Here is a 14,930-nt window from a genome sequence, read left to right on the forward strand (position 1 = left end):
CGTTTCGTGTTTCAGTGGCCGGCGTCGGCGCGGATCAGGTCCGCCGCCTTCTCGGCGATCATGAAGGTGGCGGCATTGGTGTTGCCGCTGGTAATCGTCGGCATCACCGAAGCATCGATCACGCGCAGGGCGCCGATGCCGCGCACGCGCAGTTGCGGATCGGTGACGGCACCCTCGTCGCTGCCCATGCGACAGGTTCCGACCGGGTGATAGGCCGGCGCCGCCTTTGCGCGGATGTAGGCCGCCCAGTCGGCGTCGCTGCGCGGCAGCGGATCGGGCCGACGGTCGGCGATCACCAGCTTTTCCAGCGAAGGCGTGCGGAACAGCCGCGCGATCAGTTTCTGACCGTCGATCATGGTCTGCAGGTCGCGTTCGTCGGCAAAGAACTGGTGAACGATGCGCGGCTTGCCGTCGACATCGAGTTCGACGCGGCCGCGACTCCTGGGCTGGCACAGTGTCGCCAGCACGGTTGCCGTCGGTTCCTTCGGCATCGCGGCGCTTGCCGTCGATTGCGTGTCCGGCTCGATGTCGTAGGCCAGCGGCAGAAAGTGCAGCTGCACGTCGGGTTCCTGCAGGCCGGCACGGCTGCGTGCGAGCGCCATCGCCTGCACTGCGGGGGCGCCGAACGCGCCGCGGCGGCCGAACACGAACTGGCCGGCCATGCTCAGCATGCCGAGCGGATGCATCTGCGAATTCAGGCTCGGACGATTGATGAATTTGTTCTGGCCGACGCCCGCGTGTTCCTGGAGATTGGCGCCGACACCCGGCAGGTGATGGTGGCTGGCGACACCGACTGCCTGCAGGGCGGCGCCGGGGCCGACGCCGGAACGCAGCAGCAGTGCGGCGCTGCCGACCGTCCCGGCGCAGATCAGCAGCTCGCGATTTGCGCGCACCGTGCGCAGCTCGCCGTTGCGCGCGACCAGCACACCGTTCGCGCGACGTCCGTCGAAACGTATCGAGCGGGCTTCGGTGCGCGTCATCACGGTGAGATTCGCTCGACTGCGGGCCGGTCTCAGGAACGCCTTTTCGGTGCTGCAGCGCCAGCCGTCGCGCTGTGTCGCGTCAGTGAGAAAGGCACCTTCCATGTTGCCGCCGTGATAGTCGGCGAGCCGCGGCATGCCGGCCTCGCCACAGGCCGACAGGAAGCTGTCGCACAGCGGGTGCGCTTCGCGCATCGGCGAGACTGTCATCGGGCCGCCGCGGCCGTGGGCGGGATGCGGGCTTCCCGCCCAGTCCTCGGATTTGAGGAAGTAGGGCAGTACGGCGTCAAAGCCCCAGCCGCTCGCGCCGGCAGATTCCCAGCGATCGAAGTCCTGACGCGTGCCGCGAATGTAGACCTGGCCGTTGATCGAGCTGCCGCCGCCGAGCAGTTTGCCGGCCGACCACAGAAAGCGGCGGTTGTTGATCGAGGGGTCCGGTTCCTGCAGGTAACGCCAGTCGTAGGCGGGATGGCCGACCAGCCGCGCGAAGCCGACCGGCAACTGCACGAGCATCGATTTCGCTTCGCCGCCTGCTTCGATCAGGATCACGGAGGTCCGCGGATCTTCGCTGAGGCGCGCGGCCAGCAGCGCACCGGCGCTGCCGGCGCCGACGATCACGTAGTCGGCCGCCGGGGCGTCGGCAGTGCTGGTCGCAGCCGTCGGGATGCGATCGTCCATGTTCTCTCTCCATGTCGGTCGGTCGCCGACTGTGCATGCCGGGGGTGCCGGCTCGGGCGGGCGGAATCATGCGATATAAATCTAATGATGTAAAATAAAAACCGGAACCGATTGCCACCGGCTTACGCATGTCCGGTATTGTCCATGAGCAATTGCGTTGACGATTTGTGAAATGGACGAAAGCAACGCGAGACAAATTTTGGATTTTGTTCTATTCTTCGATTTACCTAATGTCGTAAGGCCGTCGGTCGCCGCCTCGAGACGCGGCCGTCCCAGAACATAGAGAGACCCGGATGGAGACCACCCTGAAGCCGAAGGTTCCGGACCACGTTCCCGCGGAACTGGTGCACGACTTCGATATCTACAACGACGAGCAGATCAAGCGTGATCTGCATGCGGCATATGCACGCCTGCATCGCGAAGCGCCGCCGGTTTTCTACACGCCCGCCAATGGCGGTCACTGGCTGATCACGCGCCACGATCTGATGTCCGAAGTCGTGCGCGACTTCGAGACTTTCTCGGCGCGCGAATCGCAGATTCCGCGCGTCGAGAACGCGCCGCTGCTGATTCCGCTGAACCTCGATCCGCCGGAGCACACCTGGTATCGGCAGGCGGTGGCGCCGTTCTTCGGGCCGCGCTCGGTCGCGGCGCGTGAAGCCGAGCTGCGCGATTTCGCGCGCGAGGTGGTCGGCAAGGTTGCGGCGAAGGGAAGTTGCGACTTCGTGCGCGATGTCGCCGCCCCGTTTCCGGTCACGGTCTTCATGCGCATGATGGGGTTCCCGCCGGAACGCTTCGACGACTTCCGGGCGCTTGCCGACCGCTTCTTCAATGCGCGCGAGCCGCAGGAGATCGGCGCCGTGTCGCAGGCCATCATCGGCGAGCTGATGGGCTTGATCGAGGTCAAACGTGCGCAGGCCGCAGCCGGCGGCGAGAAGGTCGATCTGCTGTCGCAGCTGCTCGACGCAAAGATCAACGGCGGACCGATCCAGGCCGACAAGCTCATCGCGCTGTGCTTCCTGCTGTTTCTCGGCGGACTCGACACTGTCACCAATGCCCTGAGTTTCGCGATCCGCTATCTGGCCGGCGACAAGCCGCTGCAGAAGCGCCTGCGTGAAGATCCGGATGCCTTGATGCCGTTCGTCGAAGAGGCGATCCGCCTGTACGGCGTCGTCAACACGCCGCGGCTGGTCACGCACGACTGCGAGAAGCTCGGCGTCAAGTTCCGCGCCGGCGACATGGTCCTGTGTCTGCTGCCGATGGCGGGCTGGGATGCGATGAAGAACGACAGTCCGGAGAAGTTCGACATCGACCGCAAGGCGCGGTCCTATCTGACCTTCTCGACCGGCCCGCATCTGTGCCTCGGCCACTTTCTCGCACGCCTGGAACTGCGGATTCTCTACGCGGAGTGGATCAGGCAGATCGGCGAGTTCTCGCTGGCAGACGGCTACCTGCCGAGCTATCGCGCCGGCATGGTGATGTCGCTGGAGTCGCTGCCACTGACCTGGAAGACGGCAGGCTGAGCGGTCCGCTGGTCGACGGTGCTGCGCCGTCAGCGCCCGGTCACGCGCCGGCGGGTGGCGGGCTTCTTTGCCGGCGCCTTTTTCGCAACGGCTTTGCCGGCCTTGCCGACGGCCTTCGGCACCGTGGAGGTGAAACCGTCCAGATAGTGGCGGACCGTTGCGACGAACAGGGCTTCGCCGTCGAGGTGATTGGCTCGCAGCGCCTCCGACAACTGCGGCAGGCGGCTGCGATCGAACTGCGGCATCGGTTCGATGCCGCGCGAGCGATAGGCCGCTTCGAACAGGGCCGAGCCGAAGGTCAGTTTCTCCAGGCCTTCGACCAGCACCATGCGTTGCTCCATCGGGATCGGGTACAGGCCGATCCAGTGATCGTAGGCGCCAAGCAGCAGATGCCTGGGGAAGAACTGCAGCAGCAGCGGCGCCGCGTTCGGATGCTGCAGGATGGAACGGCGCACGGCGATGTTCAGCGCGAGCATTGCCTCCTTCCAGTCCGGCGAGGGGTCCCTGGGCAGCTTGGCGTCCATCAGGATCAGGCGCGCGACTTCCGCCATCAACTCCGCCTTGTGCCGGAAGTGGTAGTACAACGAGGGGGCCTTCACTCCCAGACGTTGCGCGACCAGTTCCAGGCTCAGCGCGTCCAGACCGTGGATGTCGATTGCGCCCAGAGCCGCACGCGCGGCGCGCTCTCGTGAAATCAGCGGTTTTGCAGGTCTGCCCACGGTCTTCCCTTGATCGGATGAATTTGCGCGATTGCGGCGGCGCCGCCGCGATCTGCCGCAGCTTTGGATTCCCGGCAAGCGCTGTCAAGCGAGGCCGGCGATCGTGGCACGGCGCCGGCGCTCAGGCCGCCGGTACCAGGCTCGCCATCGCCACCTTCTGCGCTGCTCTTGCCGCCAGATAGGCCGGCCGTTGCTGCAAGCGGCCCCAGTACGCCTGCAGGGCCGGCGACAGGTCGCCCAGCAGCTTGAGCATGCGTGCGAGGACGAAGGCATAGCCGACACTGATGTCGGCCACCGTGAAGCGGTCGGCCACCAGATATTCGCGATCCTGCAGTGCACGCTCCACGAGTTGCAGGCGATCGAGGAAGATCGTCCGATGGTCGGCAACGACGGCCGGCTGCCGTCGCGGCTCCGGCTCGAAATGGGCGTAGCGCATCATCGTGGCGAGCGGCGTGGTCAACGAAGCCTCGCCGAAATGCAGCCAGTTCAGCCAGGCGCCGAAATGCGGATCATCACTCGCCACGGCCAGTCCGCGGCTGCGGTCGCGGCATGCCAGGTATTCGAGGCAGGCCGCCGATTCGAACAGGATCTGCTCGCCGTCGAGCAGCAGCGGCACGGTCCCGGTCGGATGCAGGCTCAGCAACTCCGGTGCGTGCACGCGCGGCGGGAACGCCATGGCCTTGAGTTCGTACGGCAACTGCAGTTCCTCCAGCGCCCACAGGCAACGCAGCGAACGTGCATCCTGGCAGTGATAGAGCGTGATCATGATCTGGCCGTCTCCCCCGGCGCATGCCACTCGTCGATATGATGCTTGATTGTATCTATCATTATTAGTTATAACAAAGTCGATCGGCGACCGGACGAGCACGATGCAGCGACTGGATGGCATGAAGGGCACGATGGCGCGAGCGTGCAGCGGCCTGGCCCGGCAGGCGCGCCTGTTCGTTGCCATGCGGTGGGCCGGCATGCCGCGATGACGCCGATCACCGCCGCCGTCGTCCGCGAGCCTCGCGGGCGCTTCACGCTTGAGACCCTGCAGCTCGACGAGCCGCGCGACGATGAAGTGCGGGTCCGCATCGCCGGCACCGGGCTTTGCCATACCGACCTGAGCATCCGCGATCAGCAGGTTCCGTTTCCCTTGCCGGCGGTGCTCGGCCACGAAGGTGCCGGCGTGGTCGAAGCGGTCGGCACCGCGGTCAGGAGCGTGCGGCCCGGCGATCACGTGGTGCTCAGCTTCGCGTCCTGCGGCCGTTGCGCCGCCTGCGACGACGGCAGACCACCGTATTGCGAATCGGGCCGGACGCTGAACTTCTCCGGCCGACGCGGCGATGGCAGCGGAGTGTTCAGTGGCGCATCGGCTGCGGTGACCGGCCGCTTCTTCGGCCAGTCTTCGTTCGCCAGCCACGCGCTCGTGCAGCAGAGCGGCGTTGTCAGGATCGCCGACGATGTGCCGCTGCAGCTGATGGGGCCGCTGGCCTGCGGTCTGCAAACCGGTGCCGGCGCGATATTCAATGTGCTGAAGCCGGTACGCGGCAGTTCGATCGCGATATTCGGTGTCGGCACGGTAGGCCTGGCAGCGGTGATGGCGGCGCGCATAGCCGGCTGCGCGCGCATCATCGCCGTCGATCAGCACGCCGGACGCCTGGCCCTCGCGCGCGAACTCGGTGCGACCGATGCCATCGACGCGTCGACCGCAAAGGTCGTGCGCGAAATCCTGGCCTTGAGCGGCGGCGGCGTGCATTGCAGTGTCGAATGCACGGCACAAGCCTCCGTGCTGGAGCAGGCCGTACGCGTGCTGCGGCCGGCCGGCAGCTGCGTACTGCTCGGCATGGCGGCCCCGGACGCCGAGGTCCGGCTCAACATGCTGAGTCTGCTCAACGGCCGCTGCCTGCGCGGCGTGATGGAGGGCGACAGCGTGCCGCAGACCTTCATTCCGCGGCTGATCGAACTCTGGCGATGCGGCGAATTCCCGTTCGAGCGCCTGGTCCGTTACTTTCCGTTGTCCGACATCAACGAGGCGGTTGCGGCCGCCGAGCGCGGCGAGCTGATCAAGGCCATCCTGACGCCCTGAGCGCCGCGCGCATGGCTCCGCGGCGCGTTGTTTTACGTGTCTATTGTCATTAGGTATAGTGACGCGACAGACTGCCTGAAGGCGGCGCCCGAGGAGGTCTTGCGGTGAGCGAAACGATCTACAGCTACTGCCAGTACTGCATGTGCATGTGCGGCACGAAGATCGTGGTCGATGGCAATCGGGTAGTCGATATCGAGCCCGACCGCGAGAATCCGTTCAGCTGGCGCGATTTCTGCCGCAAGGGCAAGACCGCCGCGCAGGTCATCGATCATCCGCAGCGGTTGACCCGGCCGATGAAACGGGTCGGCGATCGCTACGTCGAAGCCAGCTACGAGGAAGCGATCACCGACATTGCCGCGCGCCTGCAACGGATCATCGAGCAGCACGGTGCGGACGCCGTCGGCAGCTACAGCGGCAATCCGCTCGGCTTCAATTTCGCCGGCACGATGTTCTGGAACGGTCTGCTCGATGCGATCGGCACCGGCAATCGCTACTGGGTCGGCTCTGTCGACCAGAACAATACGCACGTCGTGCAGGAGCAGATGTACGGCACCGAGCTGATGGCGCTGATCGGCGATGTCGACGATGCGAAGTGTTTCCTGTTCATCGGCATGGACCCCGCGCAGAGCAAGTTCGTCTGGATGGAAACCGTGCCGGACGGCTGGAACCGGGTGCTCGAAGCGCAGCGCAAGGGCGCCGAGCTGATCGTCGTCGATCCGCGTCGCTCGACGACGGCGGAGCGTGCCGACACGCATGTCGCGATCCTGCCGGGCCAGGACTGGGCCTTCCTGCTGGGCTTGCTGCACGTGATCTTCAGCGAACGGCTGGAATGCACCGATACCGCCGTGCCGCTGTCCGGTGTCGCCGAGATTCGGGCGATGGCGATGTCGGCGCCGCTCGATGACCTGGCCGATCGCTGCGGTGTCGCGGTCGAGCTGATCCGCGATGTCGCACGCCGTTTCGCGACTGCCGAGCGTGGCATGTGCATCACGCACACCGGCGTTTCGCATACGCCGACCGGGACCATCGCCGAATGGCTGGCGGCGGTGCTCAATGCGGTCACCAATCGTCTCGACCAGCCGGGCGGCAAGCGTATCGAACCGGGTTACATCGATCTGATCGCGATCTGGTCGAAATTCGCGCCGCCGGGCAAGCACCGCACACGCCTGCGCGACCAGCCGACGGTTGCCGGCTTTCACTCGCTCGCCGAACTGGCCGACGAGATCACGGTACCCGGCGCTGGCCAGATCAGGGCAATGCTGATCGCGGCCGGCAATCCGGTCACTTCCGGGCCGGACGGTGATGCGCTCGATCAGGCGCTGTCGCAGCTGGACCTGCTGGTGTCGATCGACTTCGTGCAGCGCGAAAGCCATCGGCATGCGCACTGGCTGATTCCCGGCACGCACTTTCTCGAGCGAGAGGGCCTGCACGTGCTGTTCGCCGGCCTGGTCGAGCTGCCGTTTGCGCAATACGCAAGGCGGGCCGTCAAGCCGCCGGACGGCGTCATGGAGGAGTGGCAGTTCTTCACCGAGCTGGCGCTGGCGCTGAACCGCAATCTGTTCGGCAAGCCCGGTGTCAACAAGATCATTCGCGCCAGCCGCTGGCTTGCGCGACTCAGCGGCAAGCCGGGCTGGGCGCTCAATCCGCGCTGGATCGAACGCCTGCTGGTGAAGAGCGGCAAGCGGCTCAAGTACGACGATATCCTCAGGCATCCGCATGGCTGGCTGTACGGCAAGAAGGAATACGGACATCTCGCGCGCGCCTTGCGCACGCCCGACAAGACCGTGCATTGCGCGCCGCCGCGGTTCCTGTTTGCGCTGCGGCGCGAACTCACCGAGCACCGCACCCGGACCAGCGCCGCGTTCCCGATGCTGATGGTCAACCGCCGCGTCCGCGAATCGATGAATTCCTGGCTCAACGAGACGCCGGGATTGTTCGAGCAGCACCGCAGCAATGCGGTCGAAATGCATCCGGACGACGCGGCCGCGCTCGGGCTCGAAAGCGGGCAATGGGCACGCGTCAGCTCGGCGACCGGCACCGTCGAACTGCCGGTCGTGATCGTTGCCGGTGGGCGGGCCGGTGTCGTGGCGATTCCGCATGGCTGGGGTTCCCGCATCTTCGATCCGCGGGCAGCAGGCCGGACCCGGACATTCGGCGTCAACCGCAATCTGCTGGTCGACCGACGCGAGCTTGATCCGTTCTCGCAGATTCCGTCGCTCAACGCGACGCCGGTACGGGTCGAGGCGCTGGCGGTGCGGCCGCAACACGCCGCGCCGGCAACTTCCGCGGTTCACTGAGCGACAAGGCGGACGCATCGAAAATGGCCTACGTGATTCTCGGCACCTGCATCAACGACGCCGCCTGCGTCGACGTCTGTCCGGTCGCTTGCATTCACCCGGCGCCGGCCGAAGCGGGGTTCGCGACCGCCGACATGCTGTATATCGATCCGCAGATCTGCATCGACTGCAACGCCTGCGCGGAAGCCTGTCCGATCAATGCCATCGTGCGCGAGCAGGACTTGACACCGAAGCTGCTGCGCTACAAGACGCTGAACGCGGAAATGGCCCTGGCGCGGAGCAAGGTCGCATGAGCGTGCCGAACCAGGCCGCGGCGCTGCGCGTTGCCATCGTCGGTGCCGGTCCGTCCGGCCTGTATGCCGCGGTCGAGCTTCTGCGTCGCGACGCGCGGGCGACGGTGGAACTGTACGACCGCCAGCCGTGCTTCGGCGGACTCGTGCGCTCCGGTGTCTCGCCGGATCATGCCGAGCGTCGTCGGGTCTCCGCGTTCTACGAACGCCTGGCGCTGGCGTCCGGACGCTTCCGCTTTCACGGCAATGTCGAAATCGGCGAGCGGATTTCGCACGCCGACCTGTGCCACCACCATGACGCCGTGATCTACGCCAGCGGCCTGTCGGCCGACCGCTCGCTGGGCATCGCCGGCGAGGATCTGCCGGGCAGTCACGCCGCCAGCGACTTCGTCGCCTGGTACAACGGGCATCCTGATCATGCGCAGCGACACTACGACTTCGACCACGAACGCGCCGTCGTGGTCGGCAATGGCAATGTCGCGCTCGATGTCGCGCGCATGCTGCTGCTTGGCGCGGCGCGGTTGCGACACACCGACATCGCCGAGCACGCGCTGCAGGCGCTGGCCGGCAGCCGGATTCGCGAAGTCGTGATCCTCGGTCGCCGCGGTCCGGCGCAGGCGTCGTTCACGGCGCCGGAACTGCTCGAGCTGATCGAGCAGGACGAATTCGAGGTCGTCATCGAGAACGACAATTCCTTTCAGCATCCGGCCGAAGCAGACCCCGGCATTGCACTGCGCCTGCGCCTGTTCGAGGAAATCCGGCGGCGTCCCGGCAGCGCCGGCGCGCGCCGTCTGGTCCTGCGGTTTCTCGCGACACCGCTGGAGATCGTCGGCGGCGAGCGCGTCACGGCGATTCGCGTCGCCGACAACGAACTCGTGGCGCACGCCGACGGCGCGCTGCGCGCCAGGGCCGGCACTTCGACGCACGTGATCGACGCCGGGCTCGTGTTCCGCTCCGTCGGCTATCGCGGGCGCCCGCCCGCAGGTTTGCCGTTCGATGCGGCGACCGGCGTCGTGCCGAATCGCGCCGGGCGCGTGTTCGATCCGCGCGGCGGCGATCAATACCGTGGCGTCTATGTCGCCGGCTGGTTGAAGCGCGGGCCGCGCGGCGTGATCGGCAGCAACAAGCCGTGTTCGCGCGAAACCGTCGATGCCCTGTTGCAGGACGCCGCAGCCGGGAAGCTCGAATGCGTGGCGGATCGCGATGCGCTCGATGCGCTGCTCGCCGAATGCGGCGCGGATCGCGTCGACTACAAGGGCTGGAAGGCGATCGACGAACAGGAGCGGCTGAACGGACTGGCCTGCGGTCGTCCGCGCGTGAAGCTGGTCGAGATGACCGATCTGCTCGCCGCGGCGCGCGCGCCGGCAAGACGTCGTGCCGCGTGACGGATTGGCCGGCGCGGCCATTCGTCGGCGAGCCGGAAACATCGGGTATCAACGGGTGCCGTGGTCATGGTGACCGCCGCGAATCTGAACACTGGAGCGAGGAGAACGAATCATGAGTGGTGGACTGGAACTGGACACGGGCGCCGGAAAGGCGAAATTCATCGTGCTGGGCGCGATCGCGCTGGCTTTCGGCGTCGTCGGCTACCTGGTCGCCGGCCATGGCGCCAAGGCCCAGGCCGCGCCGAAGGTGGTTGCGACGGTGGCCGCAGCGCCCACCGCGACGCCTGCGTCGGCGCCGACTTCCGTCGCGGCGCCTGATCCGCTTGCGGCCGATGCGGGCTCGTCTGCGCAGCGTGCCGACACGTCGGCGGCCGACGCCGGCCTCGCGGCGACTGAAACCACGGCCGCGCCCGCGGCCATGACCGCGACGTCGGAGCCCGCGAGCGACGTGGCACCGTCTCCTGCGCCGAGTTCGCAGGCTGCGGTGAGCGACGTCGACGCCGATCAGCTGTTCGCGGCCGGTGCCGACACGCCGGCGGCGGCTCGCGAGGTGTCGAGTGCTGCAGCCCCGCATTCCACTCCGCGCCTTGCCGTCAGGGCACCGGCGCCGCCGGCGCTCGACGCGCTGCACGCCTGGTGGGCGGACGCCTCGACGCATGACTTCAATGTGCAGTACGTCGGGCAGGCAGCCGGCACCGATGCGCTGGTGTTCCGTTTCTCGAAGAACATTGCCGATTCGGCTGCGGCCGCGCAGCACATCAGCGTCATGTCGGACAGCGGTGCGGCAGTCGGCGGTACCTGGAAAGCCGGCAGCAATCCGTACGTGCTGGTCTATGAAGGCGTGGCGCCGGGCCGCTATCTCGTGCGCATCGACCCGCAGCTGGCGAGTGCCGGTGGCAAGCGACTGGGCGAGCCGCTGCAGGGCGCGGTCTACGTGCAGTAGGAAAAAGCCGCCAGCCACATGACGTGGCTGGCGGCTCGGCTGCAGCCGGTTCGTGGCGTCAGCGCGGCGCCATGCGGATCGAACCGTCGAGGCGCACCACCTCGCCGTTGAAATAGCCATTGCGGCACATCTCCAGCGCCAGCGACGCAAACTCCGGCGGATTGCCGAGGCGCCTGGGGAACGGTACCGAAGCGGCGAGCGCCGCCTTGACGTTGTCGGGCGCCGCGTTCATCAGCGGTGTCGCGAAGATGCCGGGCAGGATGGTGTTGATGCGCACGCCTTCGCTGGACAGGTCGCGTGCGATCGTCAGCGTCATGCCGGCGATGCCGGCTTTCGATGCGGAGTAGGCCGCCTGACCGATCTGGCCGTCCTGCGCGGCGACCGAACCGGTGTTGATGATCACGCCGCGTTCGCCGTCGTCGAGGCCCGGCAGGCTCAGCATGCCGGCCGCCGACTTGGCGATGCAGCGGAAGGTGCCGACGAGGTTGATCTGGATGATCCTGTCGAAGGCGTCGAGCGGGAAGTGCTTGATCTCGCCGCTGTCCTTGCTGCGTGACGCGGTCTTGATCGCGTTGCCGATGCCGGCGCAGTTGACGAGGATGCGTTCCTGGCCGATCGCGGCACGCGACCTGGCGAACGCGGCGTCGACATCCGCGTCCGAGGTGACGTTGACCTTGCAGAACACGCCGCCCAGTTCGCGGGCGATGGCTTCGCCCTTTTCCTCGTTGAGATCGAACAGCGCGACCTTGACGCCCTGCGCGGCCAGCGCGCGTGCGGTGGCTTCGCCGAGGCCGGAAGCGCCACCGGTGATGACGGCGGAAACGGATGCGTCGAGCTTCATGGTGTGTATTCCTCGATTGATGGATCAGAGCCGCTCGACGATCGTGACGTTGGCGAGGCCGCCGCCTTCGCACATCGTCTGCAGGCCGTAGCGCTTGTTCTGCTGTTTCAGGGCATGCACCAGCGTCGTCATCAGCTTGGTGCCGGAACCGCCGAGCGGATGGCCGAGCGCGATCGCGCCGCCGTTGACGTTGAGGCGCGCCGGATCGGCGCCGGTGATCTGCAGCCAGGCGAGCGGAACCGGGGCAAAGGCCTCGTTGACCTCGAACAGGTCGATGTCGTCGATCTTCATGCCGCTCTTTTTCAGCGCCTGCACGGTCGCCGGCAACGGCGCTTCCAGCATGATCACCGGGTCGTGGCCGATCACGGTCATGTGATGAATGCGCGCGAGTGGCTTCAGTCCATGCGCCTTCAGGGCCTTTTCGTTGACGACCATCACCGCGGATGCGCCGTCGCAGATCTGGCTCGCGGTCGCCGCCGTGACGCGGCCGTTCTCGGCGAGCAGCTTGACGCCGGCAATGCGTTCCAGGGTCGCGTCGAAGCGGATGCCTTCGTCGATCGTGTGCATCTCGCCCGGCGGCTGCGCGCCATCGTACTGACGGACTTCGAGCGGCAGGATTTCATCCTCGAAGGCGCCGGCACGGGTGGCGGCGATCGCGCGCTGCGTGGTGTCGAACGCGTACTGGTCGAGCTGATCCTTGGTGATGTCGTACTTCCTGGCCATCATCTCGGCGCCGACGAACTGGCTGAATTCGATGTTCGGGTAGCGCTGCTGCATGGCCGGGCTGACGTAGTAGCCCATGCCGGCTTTCTGCGCGAGGACCGCGTTCGAGAACATCGGCACCCGCGACATGCTTTCGGCACCGCAGGCGATGACGACATCCATCGCCCCCGACATCACCGCCTGCGCGGCGAAGTGCAGCGCCTGCTGCGAGGAGCCGCACTGGCGATCGACTGTCGTGCCCGGCACGGATTCCGGCAGTTTCGACGCAAGCACGCCGTTGCGCGCGAGGTTCATCGCCTGTTCGCCGACCTGGCCGACGCAACCGGCGATCACGTCTTCGACGGCGGCCGGGTCGATACCGGTCCGGTCGACGACGCCGTCGATGACCTTGCCGAGCAGATCGGCTGGATGCCAGCCGGACAGGCGCCCGGCCTTGCGGCCTCCGGCGGTGCGTGTGGCGGCGACGATATAGGCTTCAGACATGGGGAACTCCGGTCATGAGGAGGTGGCTTGGGGGTCGGTCAGAGAGTGTTGCAGAGGTGGCCGCCATCGACGACGATCTCGGCGCCGCTGATGTAGGCGCCGGCACCGGACGCGAGCAGCAGCAGCGGCCCATCGAGTTCGTGCTGTTCGCCGAAACGCTGTGCGGGTACGCGCGCGCGCAGCCGCTGGCCCGCCTCGCTGGCGAGAAAGTCGCGGTTGAGATCGGTCGCCACGTAACCCGGCGCGATCGCATTGACGCGAATGCCGAAGCGCGCGAATTCCAGTGCCAGCACCTTGGTCAGATGCTTGAGGCCTGCCTTCGACACGGTGTAGGGCACGACGCCCGGCGAGACGCGGCTGGCGTAGATCGAGCTGATGTTGACGATGTTGCCGGGCTGTCCGGCCGCCACCAGCCGTTTCGCCGCTTCCTGCGCGACGATCCAGGCGCCGCGCAGATTGGTGTCCATCACCGCGTTCCAGTCGTCGTCGCCGTATTCGAGCACACGCCTGGTCGCGGTGACGCCGGCGTTGTTGACGATGATGTCGATCGTGCCGAGCTGCGCCGCCGCGGCGTCGAGTGCAGCCTCGATGCTCGGGCGTGCGGCGACGTCCATGCCGACCGCGACGGCGCGACCACCGCTGTCGCGGATTTCGGCAACGAGCTCGGCGAGCTTGTCGGCGCGTCGTGCGGCGACGGCGACCGCGGCGCCGGCCCTGGCCAGCGTCAGCGCGAAGTGACGGCCAAGACCGCCGGACGCACCGGTGACCAGCGCCGCATGGCCGGACAGATCGAACAGGCGGTCGGCAAAGTGTGCCTGCATGGCCTTAGTGCTTCTCGCTCAGAATCTTCCGGGCGATGCTCCAGCGGTGCACTTCGCTGGGGCCGTCGTAGATGCGGAACGCCCGCATGTCGCGGAAGATGCGCATGACCACGGTTTCCGAGGTCACACCCTGACCGCCGAGCATCTGCACGCAGCGATCGACGACGCGCCAGACTGCTTCGGAGACGAAGACCTTGCTGACGCTCGATTCGAAGTTGCCGCGGCTGCCCTGATCGAGTGCCCAGGCCGTGTGCCAGATCGACAGGCGCGAGGTGTGCAGGTCGAGTTCGTTGTCGGCGAGCATGAAGCCGACGCCTTCGTGTTCGCCCAGCGGCTTGCCGAAGGCCTGACGCCTGCGTACATAGGCCAGGGCCACATCGTTGGCGCGCCGCGCCTGGCCGAGCCAGCGCATGCAGTGCGTCAGGCGCGCCGGCGCCAGGCGCACCTGGGCATAACGAAAGCCCTTGCCGATTTCGCCGAGCACATCGTTCGCCGGCACACGCAGCCGGTCGAAATGCAGTACGCCGTGTCCGCCGGTGAAGCAGGCGTCCAGCGAATCCATCAGGCGTTCGAGGCGGATGCCCGGCTGGTCCATGTCGGCGAGGAACATCGTCGCCGAACCGTCTTCCATCTTCGCCATGATGATCGCGAAGCGCGCACCCTCGGCGCCGGTGATGAACCACTTGGTGCCACTGATCAGGTAGTCGTCGCCGTCTTTCACCGCCATGGTCTGCAGCATCGCCGGATCGGCGCCGGCACCCGGTGCCGGTTCGGTCATCGCAAAGCAGGAGCGCGTGTGGCCGGCGACCAGCGGCTGCAACCAACGCGCTTTCTGTGCCTCGGTCGCGACCGCTTCCATCAGATGGATGTTGCCTTCGTCCGGTGCATGAATGTTCAGCGCCACCGGACCGAGCGGTGAGTAGCCGGCTTCCTCGAAGACGATGGCCTTCTCGACGTGACTGAGGCCCATGCCGCCGAGTTCGGGCGATGCGTGCGGCGTCAGCAGGCCGGCGCGTCGCGCGCGTGCAACGAGTTCGTCGCGCAGTTCCTCGGCGGGGCCGTGCGCGCCTTGACGCGCGTCGTTCTCCAGCGGAATCACCTGCTCGGCGATGAAGGCGCGCGTGCGCTGCTGCAGGTCGACGAGCTTCGGAGAAAGCGAGAAATCCATACGATCGGAAC

Annotated in this window: 11 protein-coding genes and 1 pseudogene; 5 read left to right on the forward strand and 7 right to left on the reverse strand. The window is 66.8% G+C overall.

What is annotated here, in order from left to right:
• Nucleotides 1–11: 11 nt before the first annotated feature.
• On the reverse strand, nucleotides 12–1,658 hold the full coding sequence (locus G7Y85_RS06160) for a GMC family oxidoreductase (RefSeq protein WP_166253537.1): 1,647 nt from the start codon (nucleotides 1,656–1,658) through the stop codon (nucleotides 12–14).
• 293 nt (nucleotides 1,659–1,951) lie between these two features.
• Between G7Y85_RS06160 and G7Y85_RS06165 the strand changes: the two genes are divergently transcribed.
• Nucleotides 1,952–3,178 (forward strand): cytochrome P450, encoded by a 1,227-nt coding sequence (locus tag G7Y85_RS06165; protein ID WP_166253540.1) that lies wholly within the window; start codon nucleotides 1,952–1,954, stop codon nucleotides 3,176–3,178.
• 29 nt (nucleotides 3,179–3,207) lie between these two features.
• Here the strand turns inward: G7Y85_RS06165 and G7Y85_RS06170 are convergent, their stop codons facing one another.
• Complete coding sequence (locus G7Y85_RS06170) at nucleotides 3,208–3,897, reverse strand: TetR/AcrR family transcriptional regulator (RefSeq protein ID WP_166253544.1); 690 nt, start codon at nucleotides 3,895–3,897, stop codon at nucleotides 3,208–3,210.
• Nucleotides 3,898–4,018: 121 nt separating this feature from the next.
• Nucleotides 4,019–4,663 carry a glutathione S-transferase family protein gene (locus tag G7Y85_RS06175; protein WP_166253547.1) on the reverse strand — a complete coding sequence of 215 codons (645 nt, stop codon included), beginning with the start codon at nucleotides 4,661–4,663 and terminating at the stop codon, nucleotides 4,019–4,021.
• Nucleotides 4,664–4,870: 207 nt separating this feature from the next.
• On the opposite strand from G7Y85_RS06175, the gene G7Y85_RS06180 reads away from it, so the two are divergent.
• From G7Y85_RS06180 to G7Y85_RS06195, 4 genes and pseudogenes are all read left to right on the forward strand, one after another.
• Entirely contained in the window at nucleotides 4,871–5,968 is a 1,098-nt protein-coding gene (locus tag G7Y85_RS06180) for an NAD(P)-dependent alcohol dehydrogenase (RefSeq protein ID WP_166253550.1), read from the forward strand.
• A gap of 104 nt (nucleotides 5,969–6,072) precedes the next feature.
• Complete coding sequence (locus tag G7Y85_RS06185; protein WP_166253553.1) at nucleotides 6,073–8,265, forward strand: molybdopterin-containing oxidoreductase family protein; 2,193 nt, start codon at nucleotides 6,073–6,075, stop codon at nucleotides 8,263–8,265.
• A gap of 23 nt (nucleotides 8,266–8,288) precedes the next feature.
• Nucleotides 8,289–9,940, forward strand: a pseudogene (locus G7Y85_RS06190) (FAD-dependent oxidoreductase).
• A 112-nt stretch (nucleotides 9,941–10,052) separates the two neighbouring features.
• Nucleotides 10,053–10,883, forward strand: a complete 831-nt coding sequence (locus tag G7Y85_RS06195; protein WP_166253556.1) for a hypothetical protein — start codon at nucleotides 10,053–10,055, stop codon at nucleotides 10,881–10,883.
• 58 nt (nucleotides 10,884–10,941) lie between these two features.
• On the opposite strand, the gene G7Y85_RS06200 is transcribed toward G7Y85_RS06195, so the two are convergent.
• From G7Y85_RS06200 to G7Y85_RS06215, 4 genes are read right to left on the reverse strand one after another with little or no spacing between them, the layout of a single operon-like run.
• On the reverse strand, nucleotides 10,942–11,724 hold the full coding sequence (locus G7Y85_RS06200) for an SDR family NAD(P)-dependent oxidoreductase (protein WP_166253559.1): 783 nt from the start codon (nucleotides 11,722–11,724) through the stop codon (nucleotides 10,942–10,944).
• A gap of 24 nt (nucleotides 11,725–11,748) precedes the next feature.
• Nucleotides 11,749–12,930 carry an acetyl-CoA C-acetyltransferase gene (locus G7Y85_RS06205; RefSeq protein WP_166253562.1) on the reverse strand — a complete coding sequence of 394 codons (1,182 nt, stop codon included), beginning with the start codon at nucleotides 12,928–12,930 and terminating at the stop codon, nucleotides 11,749–11,751.
• A gap of 38 nt (nucleotides 12,931–12,968) precedes the next feature.
• The gene (locus tag G7Y85_RS06210; protein ID WP_166253565.1) at nucleotides 12,969–13,751 is read right to left on the reverse strand and encodes an SDR family NAD(P)-dependent oxidoreductase; all 783 of its coding nucleotides are present in this window, start codon (nucleotides 13,749–13,751) and stop codon (nucleotides 12,969–12,971) included.
• A 4-nt stretch (nucleotides 13,752–13,755) separates the two neighbouring features.
• Entirely contained in the window at nucleotides 13,756–14,919 is a 1,164-nt protein-coding gene (locus G7Y85_RS06215) for an acyl-CoA dehydrogenase family protein (RefSeq protein ID WP_166253568.1), read from the reverse strand.
• Nucleotides 14,920–14,930: the final 11 nt, after the last annotated feature.

Origin of the sequence: Solimonas terrae (assembly GCF_011067135.1) — a bacterium.
Lineage (GTDB): Bacteria > Pseudomonadota > Gammaproteobacteria > Nevskiales > Nevskiaceae > Solimonas > Solimonas terrae.

What these genes read in the sequence shown, in the direction of transcription:
- G7Y85_RS06175 (WP_166253547.1), bottom strand. Translation starts at nt 4,663, where the DNA reads ATGATCACGCTCTATCACTGCCAGGATGCACGTTCGCTGCGTTGCCTG.
- G7Y85_RS06200 (WP_166253559.1), bottom strand. Translation starts at nt 11,724, where the DNA reads ATGAAGCTCGACGCATCCGTTTCCGCCGTCATCACCGGTGGCGCTTCC.
- G7Y85_RS06180 (WP_166253550.1), top strand. Translation starts at nt 4,871, where the DNA reads ATGACGCCGATCACCGCCGCCGTCGTCCGCGAGCCTCGCGGGCGCTTC.
- G7Y85_RS06165 (WP_166253540.1), top strand. Translation starts at nt 1,952, where the DNA reads ATGGAGACCACCCTGAAGCCGAAGGTTCCGGACCACGTTCCCGCGGAA.
- G7Y85_RS06215 (WP_166253568.1), bottom strand. Translation starts at nt 14,919, where the DNA reads ATGGATTTCTCGCTTTCTCCGAAGCTCGTCGACCTGCAGCAGCGCACG.
- G7Y85_RS06195 (WP_166253556.1), top strand. Translation starts at nt 10,053, where the DNA reads ATGAGTGGTGGACTGGAACTGGACACGGGCGCCGGAAAGGCGAAATTC.
- G7Y85_RS06205 (WP_166253562.1), bottom strand. Translation starts at nt 12,930, where the DNA reads ATGTCTGAAGCCTATATCGTCGCCGCCACACGCACCGCCGGAGGCCGC.
- G7Y85_RS06160 (WP_166253537.1), bottom strand. Translation starts at nt 1,658, where the DNA reads ATGGACGATCGCATCCCGACGGCTGCGACCAGCACTGCCGACGCCCCG.
- G7Y85_RS06210 (WP_166253565.1), bottom strand. Translation starts at nt 13,751, where the DNA reads ATGCAGGCACACTTTGCCGACCGCCTGTTCGATCTGTCCGGCCATGCG.